Here is an 18,005-nt window from a genome sequence, read left to right on the forward strand (position 1 = left end):
AACCACGTTTTTTCATCTTAGGGATAAAAAAGAGGTTCAGATCGGGAAGGTGCTCAATTACCAATGGGTGGGTCACACCACGTGGAATATAGGGGCGTCTGATCATTCGCCCGACCTCTCCCGCAAGGGAGAGGCTCCCGGTGGTCGGCACGCATGCCGAGGCGGCACGGGCAGATCATCCGCGCCTGGCGGCGCGTCGGGCGAATGATATTCGCCCCACCGAGCACGAGCCAGTTGACCCGGTTCAGACGAATCGATCCAGGGCCTGCCGCAGGGCGCTCCCCTCCAGGAGGTCGAGCTCGAGCTGGGCGACGAAGCAAGGCCCCAGCCGCCCGGCAAACGGCGCGAGTTTCACCGCGTCCTTCGCGGTGGTGATCAGGAACTCGGCACCCGAGGTCTCCTTCAACCGGCACAGGGTATCGACCTCGGCGGCACCGTAGTTCACGTGGTCCGGAAGGCCGAGCGTCGCGGTCAGCGTCACCCCCTCCCCTTCGAGGAGCGTGAAGAAGGAGGCCGGCGAGGCGATCCCGGAAAACGCCGCCACCCGAACACCCTGGAAGAACTGGAAACCAAGCTGGTCGCCACCTTCCAAGGGGCGCACCCCGGTGAGCCGGTGAGCCGCCCAGCAGCTGGGAATTTCGGGGAAAAGGTTCGGCACCCCTGGGTGGGCGGCGCGGGTGTAGAGCACCAGGTCCGCGCGTCGCGCCGCGTCTATCCCTTCGCGCAGCATCCCGGCGGGCAAGGTGTAGCCGGTGGCGAAGGGGCGTGCCGCGTCCAGCAAAAGCACGTCGAGATCGCGCCTTAAACGCAGGTGCTGGAAGCCATCGTCCAGGATGAAGATGTCCGGGTTGAGCTCTCTCAGTGCGAGTTCACCTGCGCGATAGCGATCGGCGCCGGTCACCACCAAGAGCCCCGGCAGCTGCCGGGCGAGAAGGTACGGCTCGTCGCCGCACTGCTCGGGTGTCGACAGCAACGTGCTGCCATCGGAGACGACGAGGGGCTCGCCCATGGCGGAGCCGCCGTAGCCGCGGGAGAGGACGGCGACCCGCTTGCCGCGACTCATGAGATACTGGGCGATCCAGGCGACGGTCGGTGTCTTGCCGGTGCCGCCCAAACCGATGTTCCCCACCGAGATTACCGGGCGGGGGAGCCGGTAGGAACGCAAAAGGCCCTGACGGTAGCCGAAGGCGCGCAGGGCCAAGAGGTGGCGGTAGGGGTGCGAAACGGCCTGCAAGGTGCCGAGCAGAAGCCGGTCGCCCAGCCCCCGGCGCTTGCCGTCGACCAGTTCGGTGAAGTAGTGCGCGAGCCCGCTCACCGGCGGCCCCCCGGCGCGGCAGTACCCGGTGCATGAGCGAGCAGGGCGGCCGCAAGATCGAGTGTCCTGCCGGTTGCCCCGGAACACTCTTCCAGAAGCGCCCTCCCCTTTTCACCGATGGCGCGGCGCGCGGCGTGGTCGCCGGCAAGCCGCAGGACCTCGGCTGCGAGTCCGGCAGCGTCGGGGACCTGGAGGCCGGCCCCGGCGTCCAGAAAGAAACTGGCGATCTCCCGGAAGTTCTCCATGTGCGGCCCGAAGAGTACCGCGACGCCGCACGCGGCCGGTTCGAGCGGGTTGTGGCCGCCGGTCGGGACCAGGCTCCCCCCTACGAAAACCAGGTCGCTCACGCTGTAGAGCCGGGCCAGCTCACCGACCGTGTCGAGGAGCAGCACCGATCCCGGGGCAAGCTCGGCGGGGCTTTCGGAAAGCCGGGAGCGCAGGGTGCAGGAAAGGCCGCGCCGGGCCACCAGTTCGGCAACCGCAGCGGCGCGCTCGGGGTGGCGCGGAGCCAGGATCAGGAAGGAACCGGCATCCTTTGCGAGAAGCCGTTGGTAGGCATCCAGGGCCGGTTCATCCTCACCCTCGTGGGTACTGGCGACGGTGAAGACGAAGCCCTGGGCGGGGATCCCGTAGCGCCTCTTGAGAGCGCCGAGTTCCTCGGCACTCGGGTGCTGCAGCGGGATGTCGTACTTCAGGTTGCCAGTCACCCGCACGGTCTCCGGACGGGCTCCGATGGCTGCGATCCGCTCGGCATCCACCGCGGTCTGCATTCCGAGGCCGGAGAGCTGGCGCAACACCGGCCCGAAGAACCAGGCCAGGCGCAGGTAGCGGCCGAAGGAGCGGTCCGAGATGCGGCCGTTGGCGAGCAGGACTGGAATCTCGAGTTCCGCGGCTGCCCTGATGAAGTTGGGCCAGAGCTCGGTCTCCATGAGGACAATCAGCTCGGGGTTCACCTGGCGCAGCAGGGAGCGCACCGCGAACAGGTAGTCGAAGGGGAGGTAGAGGCAGCGATCGGCGAGGTTACTCTTGAGCGCCACCGCGCGGCCGGTTTCGGTCACGTTGGTGAGCACCAGCTTGTGCCCGGGGTAGCGGGAGCGCAGCCCCTTTAAAAGCGGGAAGGAGGCGATGGTCTCGCCCACCGATACCGCGTGCACCAGGATGACCCGCTCGCCGCGCAGCACCGCCAGATCCTCCTGCGGGATCACCCCGAACCGCTCGGAGAGCGCCGAGCGCCGGCCACGGCTTTTGGAGCGGTACCAGTGGTAGGCAACGATCCCTGGGAGCGCCAGGAAAAGGATGAGGTTGTAGAGCAGGCGGATCACGCGGTCTCTCCGGGGACGGGTAGCACGGGTGCACCCGGCTCGTCCAGGCGCAACAGGTAGTACAGGGCGAGCCCCACCAGGTACACGATGCCACCGGCCCACAGGACGTCAGTCGGGAAATGCCCCCCCTGCGCCATACGCGCCACACCCATGATCGCGCCGTAGCAAAGACCGGCGGCGAGCGCCAGGAGGGCCCGGCGCCGGTCGCGCGCCCGCAGCACGAAGTAGGGAGCAATCAGGTAGAAACCGGCCGAGGCGTGCCCCGACGGGAAGGAACGTCCGGCTCCGTCGATACCGCGCTCCCAGGGCTGGTGGAACGGCCGGTCGCCCCCGAAAAGCTGCATCTGGCGCGGCCTGGGCCGGCCCCAGTGGTCCTTGAATACCGCATTGACCAGAAGACCGGGCCCGAGCAGCATGAGCAGCACCATGAAGAGCGCACTCTTGCGGAAAAGCAGTGCCTTTGCCGAGAAAAACCCGGCCACCAGGAGCACGAGCGCCCCGGAACTCAGCAGGTAGGAGGGCCAGATGCCGAAGCGGTAGAGAAAACGCCAGGGGTCGAGGTTGCCGATCCCCCAGTTGGGCGCGGCCAGGTAGAAGCGCTGTTCCAGACCGAGGTCGAGCCCGGTGGCGGCGCAGAGTGCGGTCGCGCCGACCAGAACGACCAGGACCAGCAGGAATTCGCGCATGATGGTGTTACGGCGCATCGCTTCCTCCGGGCACCGGGGCGCTCAGGCCGTCGGTGTTCTTCCAGCGCTTGTGGATCCAGTACCACTCGGTAGGGTGCTCCACGATGTAGCGCTCGATGCAGCGGTTCAACGCCTGGACGTCCTCGGCCGCCGCCCGCTCCGGGTCGCTTGCCGTCGACGGGATCAGCTCGGGGTAGCTGGTCATCACGTGGTGGTTCCCTTCGCGGTGGATGAAAGCGGGAACCATGGGGGTACCGGCTTTCTTGGCGATGTAGGCGGGAAGCTTGGTGGCCCAGGCCGGCCGCCCCAGGAACTCGATCAGGATCCCCTCGTCGGCCCCCACCGCTTGGTCGATCAGCATCCCGACGGTCTCTCCGCGTTTGAAAGCCCCCAGCATGGCGCGCAGCGCGCTCGACTTGTAGAAAACCCGGTTGCCGTAGGCCTTGCGGATCCGCTCCAGCACGTCGTTCAGGTGCGGGTTATCCTGGCGCCTGGCCACCACGGTGAGCTCCTGGATCCGGGCCCCGAAGGCAAGCGCCATAAGGTCCCAGTTGCCGCAGTGCGCGGTGATGAAGGCGACCCCTTTCCCCTTTTCCCGGGCACGCTCGAAGTGCTCCTGCCCCCGGAACTCTACGGTATCGATCAAGCGGCGGCCGTGACCGTGGTAGATCTTGCAGTCCTCCAGGAGCGAGCGCCCCAGGTTCTCGAAGGTCTCGCGAGCGAGCTCGTGCGGCGTGCGGCGCACCCAGCCGGGCTGGGCCTCCAGAAACGGCAGGGCCCGCTCGATGTTTTCCAGCGCTATCCGGCGGCGCTCCTTCAGGAGAAAAAAGAAAAGGCGCCCCAGCCGACGCCCCACCCAGTCCGCACTCCGGCCGGGAAGCCAGGAGATGACCAGGGAGAGCGCCAGAAACAGCGCCAGTTCCAAATACCAACGAATCTCTTTCAGCACCTGCTCTCCAACGATTGACCGTCCAGGTCGTGTAAATTAGTTGCCGCGGTGTTACTCAGCGGCCGGCTGCTCGCCGAACTGCAGCGCGTGCAGACGGCTGTAGGTGCCGCCGTTTGCGATGAGCGCGTCGTGGTTGCCGGTCTCGACGATCTCCCCCTTCTCCAGCACCAGGATCCGGTCGGCATGGGTGATGGTGGAGAGCCGGTGGGCGATCACGAAGGTGGTGCGGTTGGCCATCAGGTTGTTGAGCGCCGCCTGCACCATCTGTTCGCTCTCGGTGTCGAGTGCACTGGTCGCCTCGTCCAGGATGAGGATCGGGGCGTCCTTCAGGATGGCGCGCGCGATGCAGATGCGCTGGCGCTGCCCGCCGGAGAGCCGCACGCCGCGGTCGCCGATGTTGGTCTGGTAGCCGTCGGGGAGCTGGCTGATGAAGTCGTGGGCGAAGGCGGCCTGGGCGGCGCGCTCCACCTCTTCGTCGCTTGCATCGGTCTTCCCGTAGCGGATGTTGTTCGCGATGGTGTCGTTGAACAGGATGGTCTCCTGGTCCACCAGGGCGACCTGGGCCATCAGGCTCTTCAGGGTCAGCTGACGGATGTCGTGCCCGTCGATGAGGATGGCGCCCTCGGTCGGGTCGTAGAACCGGTTGATCAGCGAGACCAGCGTGGTCTTGCCACCCCCGGAGGGACCCACCAGCGCCAGCACCTCGCCGCGGTTCGCCTTGAGGCTCACCCGGTTCAGCACGTTCTCATCCTCGTAGCGGAAGGAGACCCCGCGGAACTCCACCTCGCCCTTGGAGCGCCCCATCTCGTGGGCGTCCGGAGCGTCGGCGATCTGGGGGATCTGGTCGATCACCTCGAAGACCCGCTCGGCAGCACCCATGGCACGCTGCAGCGTGTTGTAGGAGGCGATCAGGCGCTTGACCGGGGTGTAGACCAGCAACATCGCGGTGATGAAGGAGAAGAACTCGGGGGCGCTCATGGTCCCCTTCATGACCGAACGACCGCCCACCCAGATCACCACGGCGATGCCGAGCGAGGTGATGGACTCCATGAGCGGCGTGGAGATGGCCTCGTACTTGATGTTGCGCCGGGTGAACGAGTAGAGCTCGAGGTTGGTCGCCTCGAAGCGCTCAATCTCGCGCGACTCCAGTCCGAAGGCCTTGATGACCTTGATGCCGGAGAAGGTCTCCTGCAGTATCGAAGAGATGTCCCCCATCTTCCCCTGCCCCTGGCGCGCCAGGTTCTTGATGCGCCGGCCGATCTTCTGCGCCGGGACCACCGACAGCGGGATTACCGTGAAGGAGATGATGGCCAGCTGCCAGTTGCGGTAGAAGATGAGCCCCAAGAGCGAGGCCGCCGAGATCCCGTCGCGAAACAGGCCGGTGATGACATTCCCCATCCCCTCCTGCATCATCCCCACGTCGTTCAAGATGCGGGACATGAGCGAACCGGTCGGGTGCTGGTTGAAGAACCCCATGCTGAGCCGGATATTTTTGCGGTAGATGGCGTTGCGCACGTCCTGGACCGCAAGCTGGCCGGCGGTGCGCAGGAAGTAGTCGTTCATGAAGCGGCAGCCGCCGCGCACGGCGTAGAGCACCATGATCCCCACCGGGAGGAACACGAAGATCTGCATATCCTTGCCGGAGAAGATCCGCTTCAACACCGGCTCCACCAAGTAGGCGAGAGCGCCGTCCATCCCGCCGACCGCGAGGGAACCCAACACGGCGAGGACGATGCGCCACCAGTAGGGGCGGCAATAGTTAATGAGTCGTGCAAAGGCATTCATTTAAACAGCGTCCTTTTCCATCATCTGCCGGGCAAGCAGTGCCAGACGCCGTAACGCGCCGCCGCTCCCCAGCTTTTCGCGCACCCCGGCCAGGTCTCGTGCGACCTGCGCCGCGTAGGGGGCGTCGTTTAACAGCGCGTCGACCTCCGCGGCAATCGCCTGCGGGTTCGCCTCGTGCTGAATCAGTTCCTTGATAATCCGCTTCCCGGCGACGATGTTGCAGATCCCGATGTGCGGCACGTTGATCACCCGCTTCCCTATCTGGTAGGTAAGGGGCGAGACCTTGTAGATGAGTACCGTCGGCACCCCGACCAGGGCAAGCTCCATGATGACCGTCCCGGAGACCGAGATGGCGGCGTCGCAGGCGGACATGAGCTCGTGGTTTTTGCCGGAAATCACGGCGACCTCGAGTCCCGAGGCGGAGAGTTCCGGTTCCAGGTCCGCCGGGCGCAGGGTGGCAGCCAGGGGGAGCACGAACTGCAGCTCGGGCATGCTCTTTTTAAGGAGCGCCGCCGCCTCGAGTACCGTCGGCAAGAGGCGCTTCAGGACCCCTTTACGGCTTCCGGGAAAGAGCCCCACGGTGCGCCGGTCGGGGTCGAGCCCCAGGACCTGCCTGGCCTCGCGCCGGTCCAGGGCGGGCGGCACCATGTCGACCAGCGGGTGCCCCACGAAGCTCACCGGGACCTGGGCCTTCTCGTAGAAGGGGACCTCGAAGGGGAAGAGGACTGCCATCATGTCCACGACCTTCCTGATCTGGTGCACCCTGCCGCTGCGCCAGGCCCAAACCGTGGGGCTTATGAAAAAGAGCACCGTGATTCCGGCCTGCTTGGCTACCTTGGCGAGCCGCTGATTGAAATCCTGGTAGTCGATGAGGACCAAAAGCCGGGGCGGCTCGCTCAAAAGGCGCTTCTTGAGGACCGAGAACCCCTTCGCGATGGTGGGGAGGTGACCGATCACCTCGACGAGCCCCATGACCGCCATGTCGTTGGCATCGACCAGCGTCTCGACCCCGGCCGCGCGCATCCGGTCGCCCCCCATGCCGATCAGGCGGGTGCCGGGAGCCAGGGCGACGAGTTCACGGGCAAGTTCCGCCCCGTACAGGTCGCCGGACGCCTCACCGGCTACGATCATGACTGAGTCGCTTTTCTGGGACAACGGGTGAACCTCGAAAAAGTGGACTTCGGGAAGAGCAGGCCCCTCAGAAACAGCACGAGGTCAAGGCTGAGGGGGGAAGACGGCACTGTACCGTTTCTCGACCTCAACCTTAACCTCAACCTGCAGTTACTTGCATACCCCGCGCGGGGAGGACTCGATGAAGGAGATGAAGTGGTCGACCTCCGGACAGGACGGGATCTCCGTCTTCATCCGCTCGATCGCCTCGACCTGCCGCAGTCCCGACATGGTCAACAGCTTGTAGGCTTTTTTGAGCGAGGCGATGGTCTCGGCGGAGAAGTTGCGGCGCTTGAGCCCCACAAGGTTCAGCCCCCGCAGGCGTGCGTCGCGGTTGTCGCCGGTTACGATGGTGTAGGGCGGCACGTCGAGCGCCACCGGGGTCGCACCGCCCACCATGACATGGGCACCGATCCTGGTGAACTGCAGGACACAGCAGAGGCCGCCCAAGATGGCGAAGTCCTCGACCCTCACGTGACCGGCCAAGGTGGCGGCATTTGCCATCACCACATGGTTGCCGATGTGGCAGTCGTGGGCCACGTGCGAGTAGGCCATGAAGAGGTTGTCATCACCCACCGTGGTCTCGCCGTCGCCGGTGATCGTGCCCAGGTGCAGGCTGGCGAACTCCCGGATGGTGTTGCCGTTGCCGATGCGCAGGTAGGTCTCTTCGCCACGGTACTTGAGGTCTTGCGGGACGGCCCCAACCGAGGCCATGTGGAAGATGGTGTTGTTCTCCCCGATCTCGGTCCAGCCGTCGATCACCGCGTGCGGTCCGACCTTGGTGCCACGGCCGATCTTGACGTGTTCTCCGATCACGACGTACGGGCCTATTTCTGCCTCCGGGTGAATTTGCGCGCCCGGTTGAATGATTGCGGTTGGGTGGATCATGTGTTCTCCAGTACTGCGGGGACTAGGGACCAGGGACTGGGGACTCGTGGATCCGAATGGGGACCTGAACCGGGGAAGTTTCACTCCCCCCTAGTCCCTGCCGTTCTCACTTGTCTGCCAGTGTTGCCTTCAATTCGGCCTCGGTCACCAGGGTGTCGCCGACGTAGGTCTTGCCGGCCACGCTCCAGATGCCGCGTTTGTAAAAGAGGGTCTCGATCTCGATCCTCAGGGTGTCGCCCGGCTTCACCGGCTTGCGGAACCGTGCGTTGTCGATGGCCATGAAGTAGCTCACCTTGTCCTTCTCGTTGTCGTCGGTGGCAAGGTACGCCATGATCGCCGCCACTTGGGCCATGGCCTCGATGATCAGGACCCCCGGCATGACCGGGTGCCCCGGGAAGTGCCCCTGAAAAAAGGGTTCGTTCATGGTGACGTTCTTGATGGCCACGACCCGCTTACCCGGTTCGATCTCGAGCACCCTGTCTACCATGAGGAACGGGTAGCGGTGCGGCAGAATCTCCATGATCTGAGTAATATCAAGCATGCCAGCTCCTAGTACTGCGAATAAGAATTTCGCGCCGTAGGCTACCCGGCGCGCGATCAAAAAACGGTACGACTGCGAAAACGGGGGCTTTTAATAGGTTTCCCCGTCGGACGGCTAAGCCTCGGGCTCGGCAGGGACCAGCCTGGCCACCAGGGCCTCCAACTCGGCCACCCGTTTCTCGAGGGTGCTCAGGTTCTTCTTCATCTCCGGCAGTTTCGGGAAGACGCCGGATGCCTTGAGCCACTCCCGGTGCGGGATGCAGGGGGTGCCGCTTACCGTCTGGTTCGGGGCCACGTTCCCCGGGACGCCCGACTTGGCCCCCAGCATCACGTTGTCGCCGATCTTCAGGTGACCGGCCACACCCACCTGGCCGCCCATAATAACATGGTTGCCCACCTGGGTGCTACCGGAGATACCCACCTGCGAAACGATCATGCAATCCTCGCCGATGATGCAGTTATGGGCGATCTGGACCAGGTTGTCGATCTTGGTGCCGCGCCGGATGCGGGTCACCTCGAGGGCGGCCCGGTCGATGACCGTGTTGGAGCCGATCTCGACGTCGTCCTCGATGACCACGATGCCGATCTGCGGGATCTTGTACCAGTTCTTGCCGTCCGGCGCGTAGCCGAAGCCGTCCGAGCCGATCACGGTACCGTCGTGGATGGTGACCCGGTTGCCGATGCGGCACCCCGAGCGCACGCTCACGTTGGCATGCAGGGTGACGTCGTCACCCAGGGTGACCCCCGGGTAGAGCACCACGCCGGGATAGAGCACCACGCGGTTTCCCAGGGTAACCCCGGGAGCGACCGAGGCGCCGGGGTGGATGGTGCAGTCGGCACCCATCCTGACCCCTTCGGCCACCTGGGCGCCGGGGAGAACACCGGCCGGGGCCGGAGCGCTTACGTAGAAGAGGGTAAGCAGCTTCGCGAAGGCCAGGTAAGGGTTGGCGTGGAAGATGGCGTTACGCCCGTGCGGCTCGGCCCCCTCCGGGAGCAGGACCCCCGAGGCGCGGGTGGTGGCCACCTTGCCGGCGTACTTCGGGTTGGCCAGGAAGGTGAGCTGCCCTTCGCCGGCGTCGTCGAGCGTGGCCAGGCCGCCGATCAGCACCTCGCCGTCGCCGGACACCCTGCCGCCCAGGTGCTGGGCGATTTCGTTGAGCGATTTTTTCATAAAAACCCCACAGAAGGCAGTTCTAGGTTCTTCGTTCCAAGTTCTACGTCGAGAGAAAGGAGCACAGGCACCGGACCGGGCAGGTTCCCAAGGGTGCCCTGTACCCGGATCGACGCCTGTTACCCGTCCCCGCGTTTGCCAGGGCGAGAGCCAAAAGAGGCAGATCCCCTAGCCCCCAGTACCCAGTCCCTAGCCCCTGTCCTTTACTTCTTGCGCGCGGCGTTGAAGGACTTCAGCACTTCCTCGGTGACGTCGGCGCTGGGGTCCAGGTAGATGATGCTTTCGCTCTTCACGAAGATGGCGGTGTAGCCGTTCTGGCGGCCGTAGGCCTGGGCCACCCTGACAACCTCGTCCACGATCTTGCCGGTGAACTCGTCATTCTTCGCCTGCAGGTCGTCCTGGGCGTCCTTCAGGAAGCGCTGGTACTCCTTGAGGCGCTGCTGGTAGTCGCGCTCCTTGGCGCCGCGGGCGCTTTCGGAGAGAACGAGCCCCTGTTTCTCAAGTTCGCCCTTGAGCCTTTTCAGCTCGTCTTCCTTGGAGGTCTTCTCGGCTTCGTACTTGGCCGCCTTCTGGCTCAACTGCTCCTTGGCCTCCTTGCCGGCCTCGGACATCAGGAGAACCTTCTGGATATCGACCGACCCCACCTTGGCCCCCTCGGCTGCCGAAGCGGCGCAGGGAACAGCTGCCATCAGGAAAAACGCGAGGATGAAACGTTTCATGTCGTGCTCCTTGTCGAACTAGGAAATTAGAAAATACTGCCGATCGAGAATTCGAGTTTTCCACCGGAGTTGTCGATCCCCGGACGGGGTTTCAGCGGGATGCCGTACTCAAGCCGCAAGGGGCCGATCGGCGAGAACCAGCGGAAGCCGAAACCGTAGCTGGTCAGTATGGTGCCGAAGGTGTCCTTGAGGCTGTTCTGGCAGTTGCCGGCATCGAAGAAGAGGACCCCTTTGAGCCCCGCGTCCTTCAGAAGCGGGAAGGTGAACTCGGCGTTGGCGACAGCTTCGATCTCGCCACCCAGGAACACGTGGTTCACCACGTCGGTCCCGATACCCCCGCCGGACTGGCTGGTGTGCGGCACCGCCCGGTACGGCGAGACGGTGCGCCCGGCGTAGCCGCGCAGGGAACTGATCCCCCCGAGGTAGAACTTCTCGTCGATGGGGATCGTTTTCCCCAGCCCCTGGATGTACCCGAGCGTGCCGCGCAAGGAGGCGACGGTCCCGAGACCGACCGGGTAGAAGGCGCTGTGCTCGGTCAGGTAGCGTATGAAGCGGTTGGTGCCGCCCAGGCCGGCGAACTCGATCGAGAGGGTGTCGATGAATCCGGACGAGGGATCGATACGGTAGTCGGTCGTGTTGCTGGTCAGGCTCCCGGTGACCGAACTGGTGGAGGAGTGCCGGTCCGGGGCGATGATGGAGCCGTTGTGAATGCTCTCGGCAAGGCCGGCGGATTCGTCGAAGATCTCCTTCTCCTCGTACTTGTAGAGCCAGAAGGTGCTCAGGTTGTCCGAAAGGCTGTAGCCCGCCTTGATGTCGCCGCCGGTGGCGCGCCTGGTGTAGTCCAGGTACTGCCGCTCGGTCCGGTAGACGTCGGCACCGACCGTCCACTTGGTGTCCATGAAGTACGGGTCGGTGAGCCCCAGGTTGTAGGTCTGCGACTTGCTGCCGAAGGATACCGCGGCGGTGGCCTTGAGCCCGAGGCCCAGGAAGTTCGCCTGCTGCACGGAACCCTGGCCGATGACGCCGTCCAGCGAGCTGTAACCGGCGCCGACGCTGAAGGTCCCGGTCGGCTTCTCCTTCACCTCGACGTTGAGGTCGAGCAGGTCCGGCCGGCTCCCCTTCACGGTGGTGAGGCTGGCGTCCTCGAAGAAGCCGGTGTTCATCAGGTTCTGCTTGCTGCGCTTAAGGCCCGAGGCACTGTAGAGTTCCCCCTCCTCGAGTCGCAGCTCGCGGCGCAGCACCTTGTCGCGGCTTTTGGTGTTGCCGGCGATGTTGATCCGGTCGATGTGCACCAGCTGCCCCTTCTCCATCTCGAAGGTGATGTCGACGGTGCGGTCCTCCGGGTTGATGTGCAACCCCGGCGAGGCGTTGGCGAAGGCATACCCCTTGTCGGCGTAGAGATCGGTGAGGCCGACCACGTCGGTCCTGAGCGCGCTGCGGCTGAAGAGCTGGCCGGTCTTGGTGGTGAGCTTCTTCATGAGCACGTCGCGGGTCTCCAGGAGATCACCGCCGAAGGCGAGCTTGCCGATCTTGTACGGTTCCCCCTCGGAGATCCCGATGTTCACGGTAAGCCCCGACTTGTCCGGCAAGAGGTCGACCTTCGGCTCGCCGATCTTCACGTTGACGTAGCCGTTGTTCATGTAGAACTCGGTCAAGAGCTGCACGTCGTTTTTGAGCACCTCTTCCTTGTAGGTGCCGGCTCCGGTCAACCAGGAGAACATCCACTTCTCACCGGTCTCCATGGCCTTTTTCAGTTTCCGGTTGCTGAAGGCGTGGTTCCCGGTGAAGTTGATGGTGCGGATCAGGACCTTGTCCCCTTCCTTTACCTTGACCAGGAGGTTCAGTTCGCTGTCGGAGCGCGGCGTGGTGCTGGTCTCCACCTCTGCCAGGTAGTAGCCGTCGTCGGTGTAGAGCTTCTTGACCTTCTTGACCCCTTGCTGCAGCTCCTTTGCCGAGAAGATGGTGTTCGGCTTGATCCCGAGGGCCTCACGCACCTTGTCGGTACTGAGCTCCTTGGTCCCTTCGATCTTCACCTCGCGGAGCACCGGCTTTTCCTGCACCACGTAGAAAAGCGCCACCCCACCGTCGGCCTTCTCCACCTCGGCGCGCACGTCGCGGAAGTGCCCGAGCTTGTAGATGGCCCGCAGGTCGAGGTCGACCTGGCCCTGGTCCAGGGGCTCGCCCGGCTTCAGGTGCAGCGCCGGCATGATGGCCGCGGTCTCGATGCGCCGGTTCCCCTTGATCTGCACCGAAACGATCTTGGCGCCCGCCAAGTCGAGCTTTGCGGCTTCCGCGACCTTGGGCGCCGGACTCTGCTCCGCGGCCTTCTCGGCGGTGGCAGCGGCAGGAGGCGCCGTCTTGCCGACTGCGGCAGTGTCGGTGCCGGCAAATGCCAGTGCGGAGCTGACGGTGAGCTGTGCGACGATGATGGCAGATACGTTTTTGCGGAGCAAATTTCCCCCAAGAGCGCAGTGCGCGGATAAAGAACATTACAAACAGGATGCGGCGTGCCGCTCGGTCGATCAGGACCCGCCGGCTGCGGCACAACGGTATTCGGGGAGGCGCCAGGCCCTAGACGATGCGCCCGTCCACGATCCTGATGGTGCGCCCCATCCCGGCTGCGAGCTTCTCGTTGTGGGTCACGATGACCAGCGAGATGCCGGTGGAGCGCTGGATGGTGTCGAGCAAGAGGTGAATCTCGTCGCTGGTCTTCATGTCCAGGTTGCCGGTCGGCTCGTCCGCCAAAAGCAGGCGCGGCTCGCGCACCAGGGCGCGCGCGATGGCCACCCGCTGCTGCTCGCCGCCGGAGAGCTCCCCGGGCCGGTGCGTGATCCGGTGCGACAGCCCCACGTCGTCCAGAAGCCGGCGTGCCGGGACCTCCGCCTTGCTGCGGCTGGTGCCCCCGATCAAAAGCGGCATCATCACGTTTTCCAGTGCGGTGAACTCGGGAAGCAGGTGGTGGAACTGGAAGACGAAGCCGATGGAGCGGTTGCGGAACGAGGCCAGGGGCTGCTCCGCCAGGGTGAAGATGTTCTGCCCGTCGAAGAGCACCTCTCCCTTGGTGGGACGGTCGATGGTCCCCAGCATGTGCAACAGCGTACTCTTGCCGGCCCCCGAGGGGCCCACCAGGGCCACCGTGTCGCCGGCCTCGATGCTGAGGTCGATCCCCTTGAGGACGTCGACCGCCTGGGAGCCGCTGCCGTAGCTTTTGTGCAGGTTGCGGACCTCGAGAAGGCTACTCATAGCGCAGCGCCTCCGCAGGGGAGAGCCGCGAGGCGGCCCAGGACGGGTACAAGGTGGCGATGAACGAGATCGCCACGGCCGTCACGCTGATGAGGATGACGTCCGAGGGGATCACCAGGGACGGGAAGTGGTCCAGGTAGTAGACGTCCTTGCTGAAGAGCTCGAAACCGGTGACCTTCTGGATCGCGCCGACGATCGGCTCCAGGTTGAGCGCGATCAAAAGGCCGCTTAAGACCCCGATGACCGTGCCGAACACGCCGATGATCACCCCTTCGAAGACGAAGATCCTCATGATGGAGCGGCTGGTCGCCCCCATGGACTTCAGGATGGCGATGTCGCGGGTCTTTTCCATGACCACCATGAAGAGGGTCGAGGCGATGCCGAAGGCCGCCACCAGGACGATGAGCGTCAGGATGATGAACATGACGCTCTTCTCGGTCTTCAGCGCGAAGAGGATGTTCTTGTTCATCTGCATCCAGTCGCGGGCGTGGTAGCGCACGCCGAGCGTCTGGTCGATCTTCTGTGCCAGTTCGCCGGTCTTGTAGACGTCGCGCACCTTGAGCTGGATCCCGGTCACCGCGTCCCCCAGGTCGAGGAACTGCTGGGCCTCGGCTAGGTTCACGTAGGCGAGCGTCGAGTCGTACTCGAACATCCCGGTGTTGAAGATCCCCACCACCTTGAAGCGGCGCAGCTTGGGCATCATCCCGAGCGGGGTGATGTTCCCCATGGGGGAGATGACGTCGACCATATCGCCGGCGATCAACCCGAGGTTCTTGGCGAGTTCCTTGCCGATCACCAGCCCCGGTTTCTCACCTTTGGCATCGAGGTCGTCGAGACTTCCCTGCACCATCGACTTCTTCAGGTTGGTAACCTTGACGTCGGTGGCCACCTCGATGCCGCGCAACACCACCCCGGAGACGTTGCGGCCGCTGGAGAGCATCACCTGGTTGTAGATGAACGGTGTCGCGGCGACCACGCCGTCCATCCCCTGCAGGCGCTTGACGATCGCCTGGTAGTTCTCCATCGGCCCGCCGCCGCTCAAGACCACGATGTGCGCGTTGGTCCCCAGGATCTTGTCCTTGAGGTCCTCTTCGAATCCGGTCATCACCGCGAGCACGATGATGAGCGCCATCACCCCGAGCGCCACCCCGGCAACCGAGATGAGCGTGATCAGCGAGATGAAGGTCGACTTGCGCTTTGCCTTCAGGTAGCGCAGCCCGATCAGGAGCTCGAAAGGCATCTACTTCGCCTCTTTTCTCAGCTGCGGGAACAAGATGACGTCGCGGATCGACGGGGAGTCGGTAAGGAGCATGACCAGGCGGTCAATGCCGATACCCTCGCCGGCAGTCGGCGGGAGCCCGTACTCCAGGGCGCGGATGTAATCCTCGTCCATGTAGTGGGCCTCCTCGTCGCCCTTGGCCTTGGCGGCCACCTGGGCCAGGAAGCGCTCCTTCTGGTCGCGCGGGTCGTTCAGCTCGGAGAAGGCGTTGGCCATCTCGCGGCCGGCGCAGAAGAACTCGAAGCGGTCCACGTAGTCCGGATCGTGGTCGTTCTTGCGGGAGAGCGGCGAGACTTCCGTCGGGTAGTTGGTGATGAAGGTCGGCTGGATCAGCTTCGTCTCGGCGACTTCCTCGAAGATCTCGGTGATCAGGCGGCCGTAGCCGACGTCCTCGGGGAGCTCGAGTCCCAGGCGCTGCGCGTAGGCGTAGGCCAGGTCGCGGTCCTCGAGGCTCTTGGCGTCGATGTCGCCGTAGTGCAGGATCGCCTCCTTGACGGTGAAGCGCTGCCAGGGGCGCTGGAAGCTGATCGGCTGGCCCCCGTAGCTGAAGTCGAGGGTCCCCAGGACCTCCTGTGCCACGTGGCACAAAAGCTCCTCGGTGAAGTTCATCAGGTCCTCGAAGGTCGCGTAGGCCTGGTAGAACTCCATCATGGTGAACTCGGGGTTGTGGCGTACCGAGATCCCCTCGTTTCTGAAGTTGCGGTTGATCTCGAAGACGCGGTCCAGGCCGCCCACCACCAGGCGCTTCAGGTAAAGCTCCGGGGCGATGCGCAGGTAGAGGTCCATGTCCAGCGCGTTGTGGTGGGTGATGAACGGCTTCGCGGTGGCGCCCCCCGGGATCTGCTGCATCATCGGGGTTTCCACCTCGAGGAAGTCACGGTTGGTCATGAATTCGCGGATCAGGGAGACGATGCGGGAGCGCTTGAAGAAGACCTCGCGCACCTCTGGAGAGACGATGAGGTCGACGTAGCGCTGGCGGTAACGGGTTTCCACGTCGGTCAAGCCGTGGAACTTCTCCGGCAGCGGCAAAAGCGCCTTGGTGAGCAGGCGGATCTCGGTGACGGCGAGGGAGAGCTCGCCGGTCTTGGTCCGGAACGGGGTGCCGACGGCGCCCACGATGTCGCCCAGGTCGTAGTCCTCGAACTCGGCGAAGAGGTCGTCGCCCAGGACGTCCTTTTTCAGGTAGAGCTGGATGCGGCCCTTGCGGTCCTGCATCTGCACGAAGGCAGCCTTGCCGAAGGAGCGGCGCATCAGGATGCGGCCTGCCACCACGAAGGTCTGCGGATTTTCCTCTATGACCTCGACAGCACCGTAGGCGTCACGCACGTCCGCCGAGGTGTGCTGCGGTTTGAAATCGTTGGGGTACGGGTTGATCCCGGCCTCCCACAAAGCATCGACCTTGCGTCTTCTCTGCAACAGCAGTTCGCTCAACTCTTCCATAATCGTAGGTAACCTTTCTGAAAACTGAAGCTGAAAAAGCAATCTGTCAAACTAACTATTTCCCAAATGCAAGTCAAGGGAAAAGGGGAACTTGCCGAAGGGGCGCGGGTACGGCAAAGCTGCGCCCCAGCGGCGGAAAGTTCGCTAGAAGCCGTTGACCAGGGTCGGCTGGAGCAGGTATCCGATGGAGCTTGTGGCGATCGGATTGCCGAGCTGGCCGTTACCGTTGTCGCCCCAGCCGTACCAGGTGCCGGGGTTATCCCCCTTCCGGGCCAGGGAGTGGTTGCCAAAGGCCATGATCTGGGTGACCCCGGTGAGCTTGGTGCTGGTAGCAGAATTGGCGTAGACGGGGACGGGCAGGTAGTTGTACCTGATGCTGGTGTTGGCACCGGTGGTGCCGTTACCCACTTGGGCGTACTCGTTGAAGCCCCAGCCCACGACGGTCCCGTCGTTCAGCAGTGCCAGCACGTGATCCCAGCCAGCGGAGATGGCGACAGCCGGCAAGGGGAGCACAACCTGAATCGGGGTGTAGCGGAAGAGTCCCGAATTGCCGCCGTTCCAGGTGGTCGTGGTGGGATCCTGCCCCAACTGTCCCATGCCGTTGTAGCCCCAGGCATAGACATCACCGTTGGACAACAAGGCGTAGCTCGTGCTGCCGCCTGCGGCGATCTGAGATATCGTGGTGCTCGCAGGTAGGGGAATGGTGACCAGCTGCGGATCGATCGGGTTCACATTGGTACCGTTAGAAGGGACTGCAGGGTTGCTGCCCAGCTCGCCATAGGTGTTGTCACCCCAGGCGTACAGGTTACCGTCGCTGGTCAAGGCCAGCGAGTGAATCGCGCCGGCGGCAATCTGCGTCACGTGGGCAAGCTCGCTGCCGCCCAGGAGCACCTGCTTCGGCGCTTGCGAATCGCCGTAGCTCCTGTCGAGGTAGCGGGCACCCAGCTGGCCGTAGGTGTTGTTACCCCAGCTGAACACGGTCCCGTCGACAATAGCCATCGAGTGGTACCAGCCGGCGGACACGGCGCTAACCTGGCCGGTGACCAGGGCAGCGTGTTGGGCATTGTGCAGCCGGATCCGTACCGGGACCTTGCTGTAAGCCTGCAACCCGCTCGTGGTGATATTCGTGGCAGCGTGGGCAGGATCAGTATCGGCGCCCAACTGGCCATGGTAGTTGGATCCCCAGGTGTAGACCGAGCTGTAGTCGTTGAACTTGTAGGCGATGGAGTGCACGCCGCCGGCTGCCACGCCGCTGATCTTGCCGATACTGGTCACCGGAGTGGCCACGGACTGGGTGGTCAGGCTGTTGATGCCGAGCTGGCCAAAGGCGTTGTAACCCGTAACATACAGAGTGCTATGGTTATTGAAAACACTGTGAGCGAAAAAGATGGTGGCAGTCGAGGGGATCGAAGTGTTACTGGACGACCCGCACCCTGAAACCAGTGCGGCAGTGAGCAGCAGGCAGCCGAGCAGAGCTTTGGAATTGCTTGTTTTCATG

At 64.1% G+C, this 18,005-nt stretch carries 15 protein-coding genes; all 15 read right to left on the reverse strand.

Annotation, left to right across the window (positions count from 1 at the left end; all coding sequences use genetic code 11):
• Positions 1 to 244 precede the first annotated feature (244 nt).
• The 15 genes from lpxK to H7688_RS21660 all read right to left on the reverse strand — a co-directional run bounded on the left by lpxK (position 245) and on the right by H7688_RS21660 (position 18,004).
• Positions 245 to 1,315 carry a tetraacyldisaccharide 4'-kinase gene (lpxK, locus tag H7688_RS21590; protein WP_183363323.1) on the reverse strand — a complete coding sequence of 357 codons (1,071 nt, stop codon included), beginning with the start codon at positions 1,313 to 1,315 and terminating at the stop codon, positions 245 to 247.
• Entirely contained in the window at positions 1,312 to 2,637 is a 1,326-nt protein-coding gene (locus H7688_RS21595; protein WP_183363324.1) for a 3-deoxy-D-manno-octulosonic acid transferase, read from the reverse strand. The genes lpxK and H7688_RS21595 overlap by 4 nt, the downstream gene beginning before the upstream one ends.
• Positions 2,634 to 3,341 (reverse strand): phosphatase PAP2 family protein, encoded by a 708-nt coding sequence (locus tag H7688_RS21600; RefSeq protein ID WP_183363325.1) that lies wholly within the window; start codon positions 3,339 to 3,341, stop codon positions 2,634 to 2,636. The genes H7688_RS21595 and H7688_RS21600 overlap by 4 nt, the downstream gene beginning before the upstream one ends.
• Entirely contained in the window at positions 3,331 to 4,272 is a 942-nt protein-coding gene (locus tag H7688_RS21605) for a lysophospholipid acyltransferase family protein (RefSeq protein ID WP_183363326.1), read from the reverse strand. The genes H7688_RS21600 and H7688_RS21605 overlap by 11 nt, the downstream gene beginning before the upstream one ends.
• Positions 4,273 to 4,323: 51 nt before the next feature.
• A complete protein-coding gene (msbA, locus tag H7688_RS21610; protein WP_183363327.1) occupies positions 4,324 to 6,057 on the reverse strand; it encodes a lipid A export permease/ATP-binding protein MsbA in 1,734 nt (577 codons plus the stop codon).
• Positions 6,058 to 7,212: a lipid-A-disaccharide synthase gene (gene lpxB / locus H7688_RS21615; RefSeq protein WP_281379524.1), complete on the reverse strand. Its 1,155-nt coding sequence runs from the start codon at positions 7,210 to 7,212 to the stop codon at positions 6,058 to 6,060.
• A 126-nt stretch (positions 7,213 to 7,338) separates the two neighbouring features.
• Entirely contained in the window at positions 7,339 to 8,115 is a 777-nt protein-coding gene (gene lpxA / locus H7688_RS21620; RefSeq protein WP_183363329.1) for an acyl-ACP--UDP-N-acetylglucosamine O-acyltransferase, read from the reverse strand.
• 106 nt (positions 8,116 to 8,221) lie between these two features.
• Complete coding sequence (gene fabZ / locus H7688_RS21625) at positions 8,222 to 8,656, reverse strand: 3-hydroxyacyl-ACP dehydratase FabZ (RefSeq protein ID WP_183363330.1); 435 nt, start codon at positions 8,654 to 8,656, stop codon at positions 8,222 to 8,224.
• Positions 8,657 to 8,770: 114 nt separating this feature from the next.
• Positions 8,771 to 9,826: a UDP-3-O-(3-hydroxymyristoyl)glucosamine N-acyltransferase gene (gene lpxD / locus H7688_RS21630; RefSeq protein WP_183363331.1), complete on the reverse strand. Its 1,056-nt coding sequence runs from the start codon at positions 9,824 to 9,826 to the stop codon at positions 8,771 to 8,773.
• Between the two features lie 203 nt (positions 9,827 to 10,029).
• Complete coding sequence (locus H7688_RS21635) at positions 10,030 to 10,545, reverse strand: OmpH/Skp family outer membrane protein (RefSeq protein WP_183363332.1); 516 nt, start codon at positions 10,543 to 10,545, stop codon at positions 10,030 to 10,032.
• Positions 10,546 to 10,571: 26 nt separating this feature from the next.
• On the reverse strand, positions 10,572 to 12,998 hold the full coding sequence (gene bamA, locus H7688_RS21640) for an outer membrane protein assembly factor BamA (RefSeq protein ID WP_183363333.1): 2,427 nt from the start codon (positions 12,996 to 12,998) through the stop codon (positions 10,572 to 10,574).
• Between the two features lie 118 nt (positions 12,999 to 13,116).
• A complete protein-coding gene (locus tag H7688_RS21645; RefSeq protein ID WP_183363334.1) occupies positions 13,117 to 13,788 on the reverse strand; it encodes an ABC transporter ATP-binding protein in 672 nt (223 codons plus the stop codon).
• Positions 13,781 to 15,028 (reverse strand): lipoprotein-releasing ABC transporter permease subunit, encoded by a 1,248-nt coding sequence (locus tag H7688_RS21650; protein ID WP_183363335.1) that lies wholly within the window; start codon positions 15,026 to 15,028, stop codon positions 13,781 to 13,783. The genes H7688_RS21645 and H7688_RS21650 overlap by 8 nt, the downstream gene beginning before the upstream one ends.
• Positions 15,029 to 16,507, reverse strand: a complete 1,479-nt coding sequence (gene lysS, locus H7688_RS21655; RefSeq protein ID WP_183363336.1) for a lysine--tRNA ligase — start codon at positions 16,505 to 16,507, stop codon at positions 15,029 to 15,031.
• Positions 16,508 to 16,651: 144 nt separating this feature from the next.
• Positions 16,652 to 18,004: an RCC1 domain-containing protein gene (locus H7688_RS21660; RefSeq protein WP_183363337.1), complete on the reverse strand. Its 1,353-nt coding sequence runs from the start codon at positions 18,002 to 18,004 to the stop codon at positions 16,652 to 16,654.
• Between the last annotated feature and the right edge of the window lies 1 nt (position 18,005).

The sequence above is a fragment of the Geomonas limicola genome, from assembly GCF_014193675.1.
GTDB lineage: Bacteria > Desulfobacterota > Desulfuromonadia > Geobacterales > Geobacteraceae > Geomonas > Geomonas limicola.

What these genes read in the sequence shown, in the direction of transcription:
- H7688_RS21650 (WP_183363335.1), bottom strand. Translation starts at nt 15,028, where the DNA reads ATGCCTTTCGAGCTCCTGATCGGGCTGCGCTACCTGAAGGCAAAGCGC.
- H7688_RS21635 (WP_183363332.1), bottom strand. Translation starts at nt 10,545, where the DNA reads ATGAAACGTTTCATCCTCGCGTTTTTCCTGATGGCAGCTGTTCCCTGC.
- lpxA (WP_183363329.1), bottom strand. Translation starts at nt 8,115, where the DNA reads ATGATCCACCCAACCGCAATCATTCAACCGGGCGCGCAAATTCACCCG.
- lpxD (WP_183363331.1), bottom strand. Translation starts at nt 9,826, where the DNA reads ATGAAAAAATCGCTCAACGAAATCGCCCAGCACCTGGGCGGCAGGGTG.
- H7688_RS21645 (WP_183363334.1), bottom strand. Translation starts at nt 13,788, where the DNA reads ATGAGTAGCCTTCTCGAGGTCCGCAACCTGCACAAAAGCTACGGCAGC.
- lysS (WP_183363336.1), bottom strand. Translation starts at nt 16,507, where the DNA reads ATGGAAGAGTTGAGCGAACTGCTGTTGCAGAGAAGACGCAAGGTCGAT.
- H7688_RS21660 (WP_183363337.1), bottom strand. Translation starts at nt 18,004, where the DNA reads ATGAAAACAAGCAATTCCAAAGCTCTGCTCGGCTGCCTGCTGCTCACT.
- fabZ (WP_183363330.1), bottom strand. Translation starts at nt 8,656, where the DNA reads ATGCTTGATATTACTCAGATCATGGAGATTCTGCCGCACCGCTACCCG.
- msbA (WP_183363327.1), bottom strand. Translation starts at nt 6,057, where the DNA reads ATGAATGCCTTTGCACGACTCATTAACTATTGCCGCCCCTACTGGTGG.
- H7688_RS21600 (WP_183363325.1), bottom strand. Translation starts at nt 3,341, where the DNA reads ATGCGCCGTAACACCATCATGCGCGAATTCCTGCTGGTCCTGGTCGTT.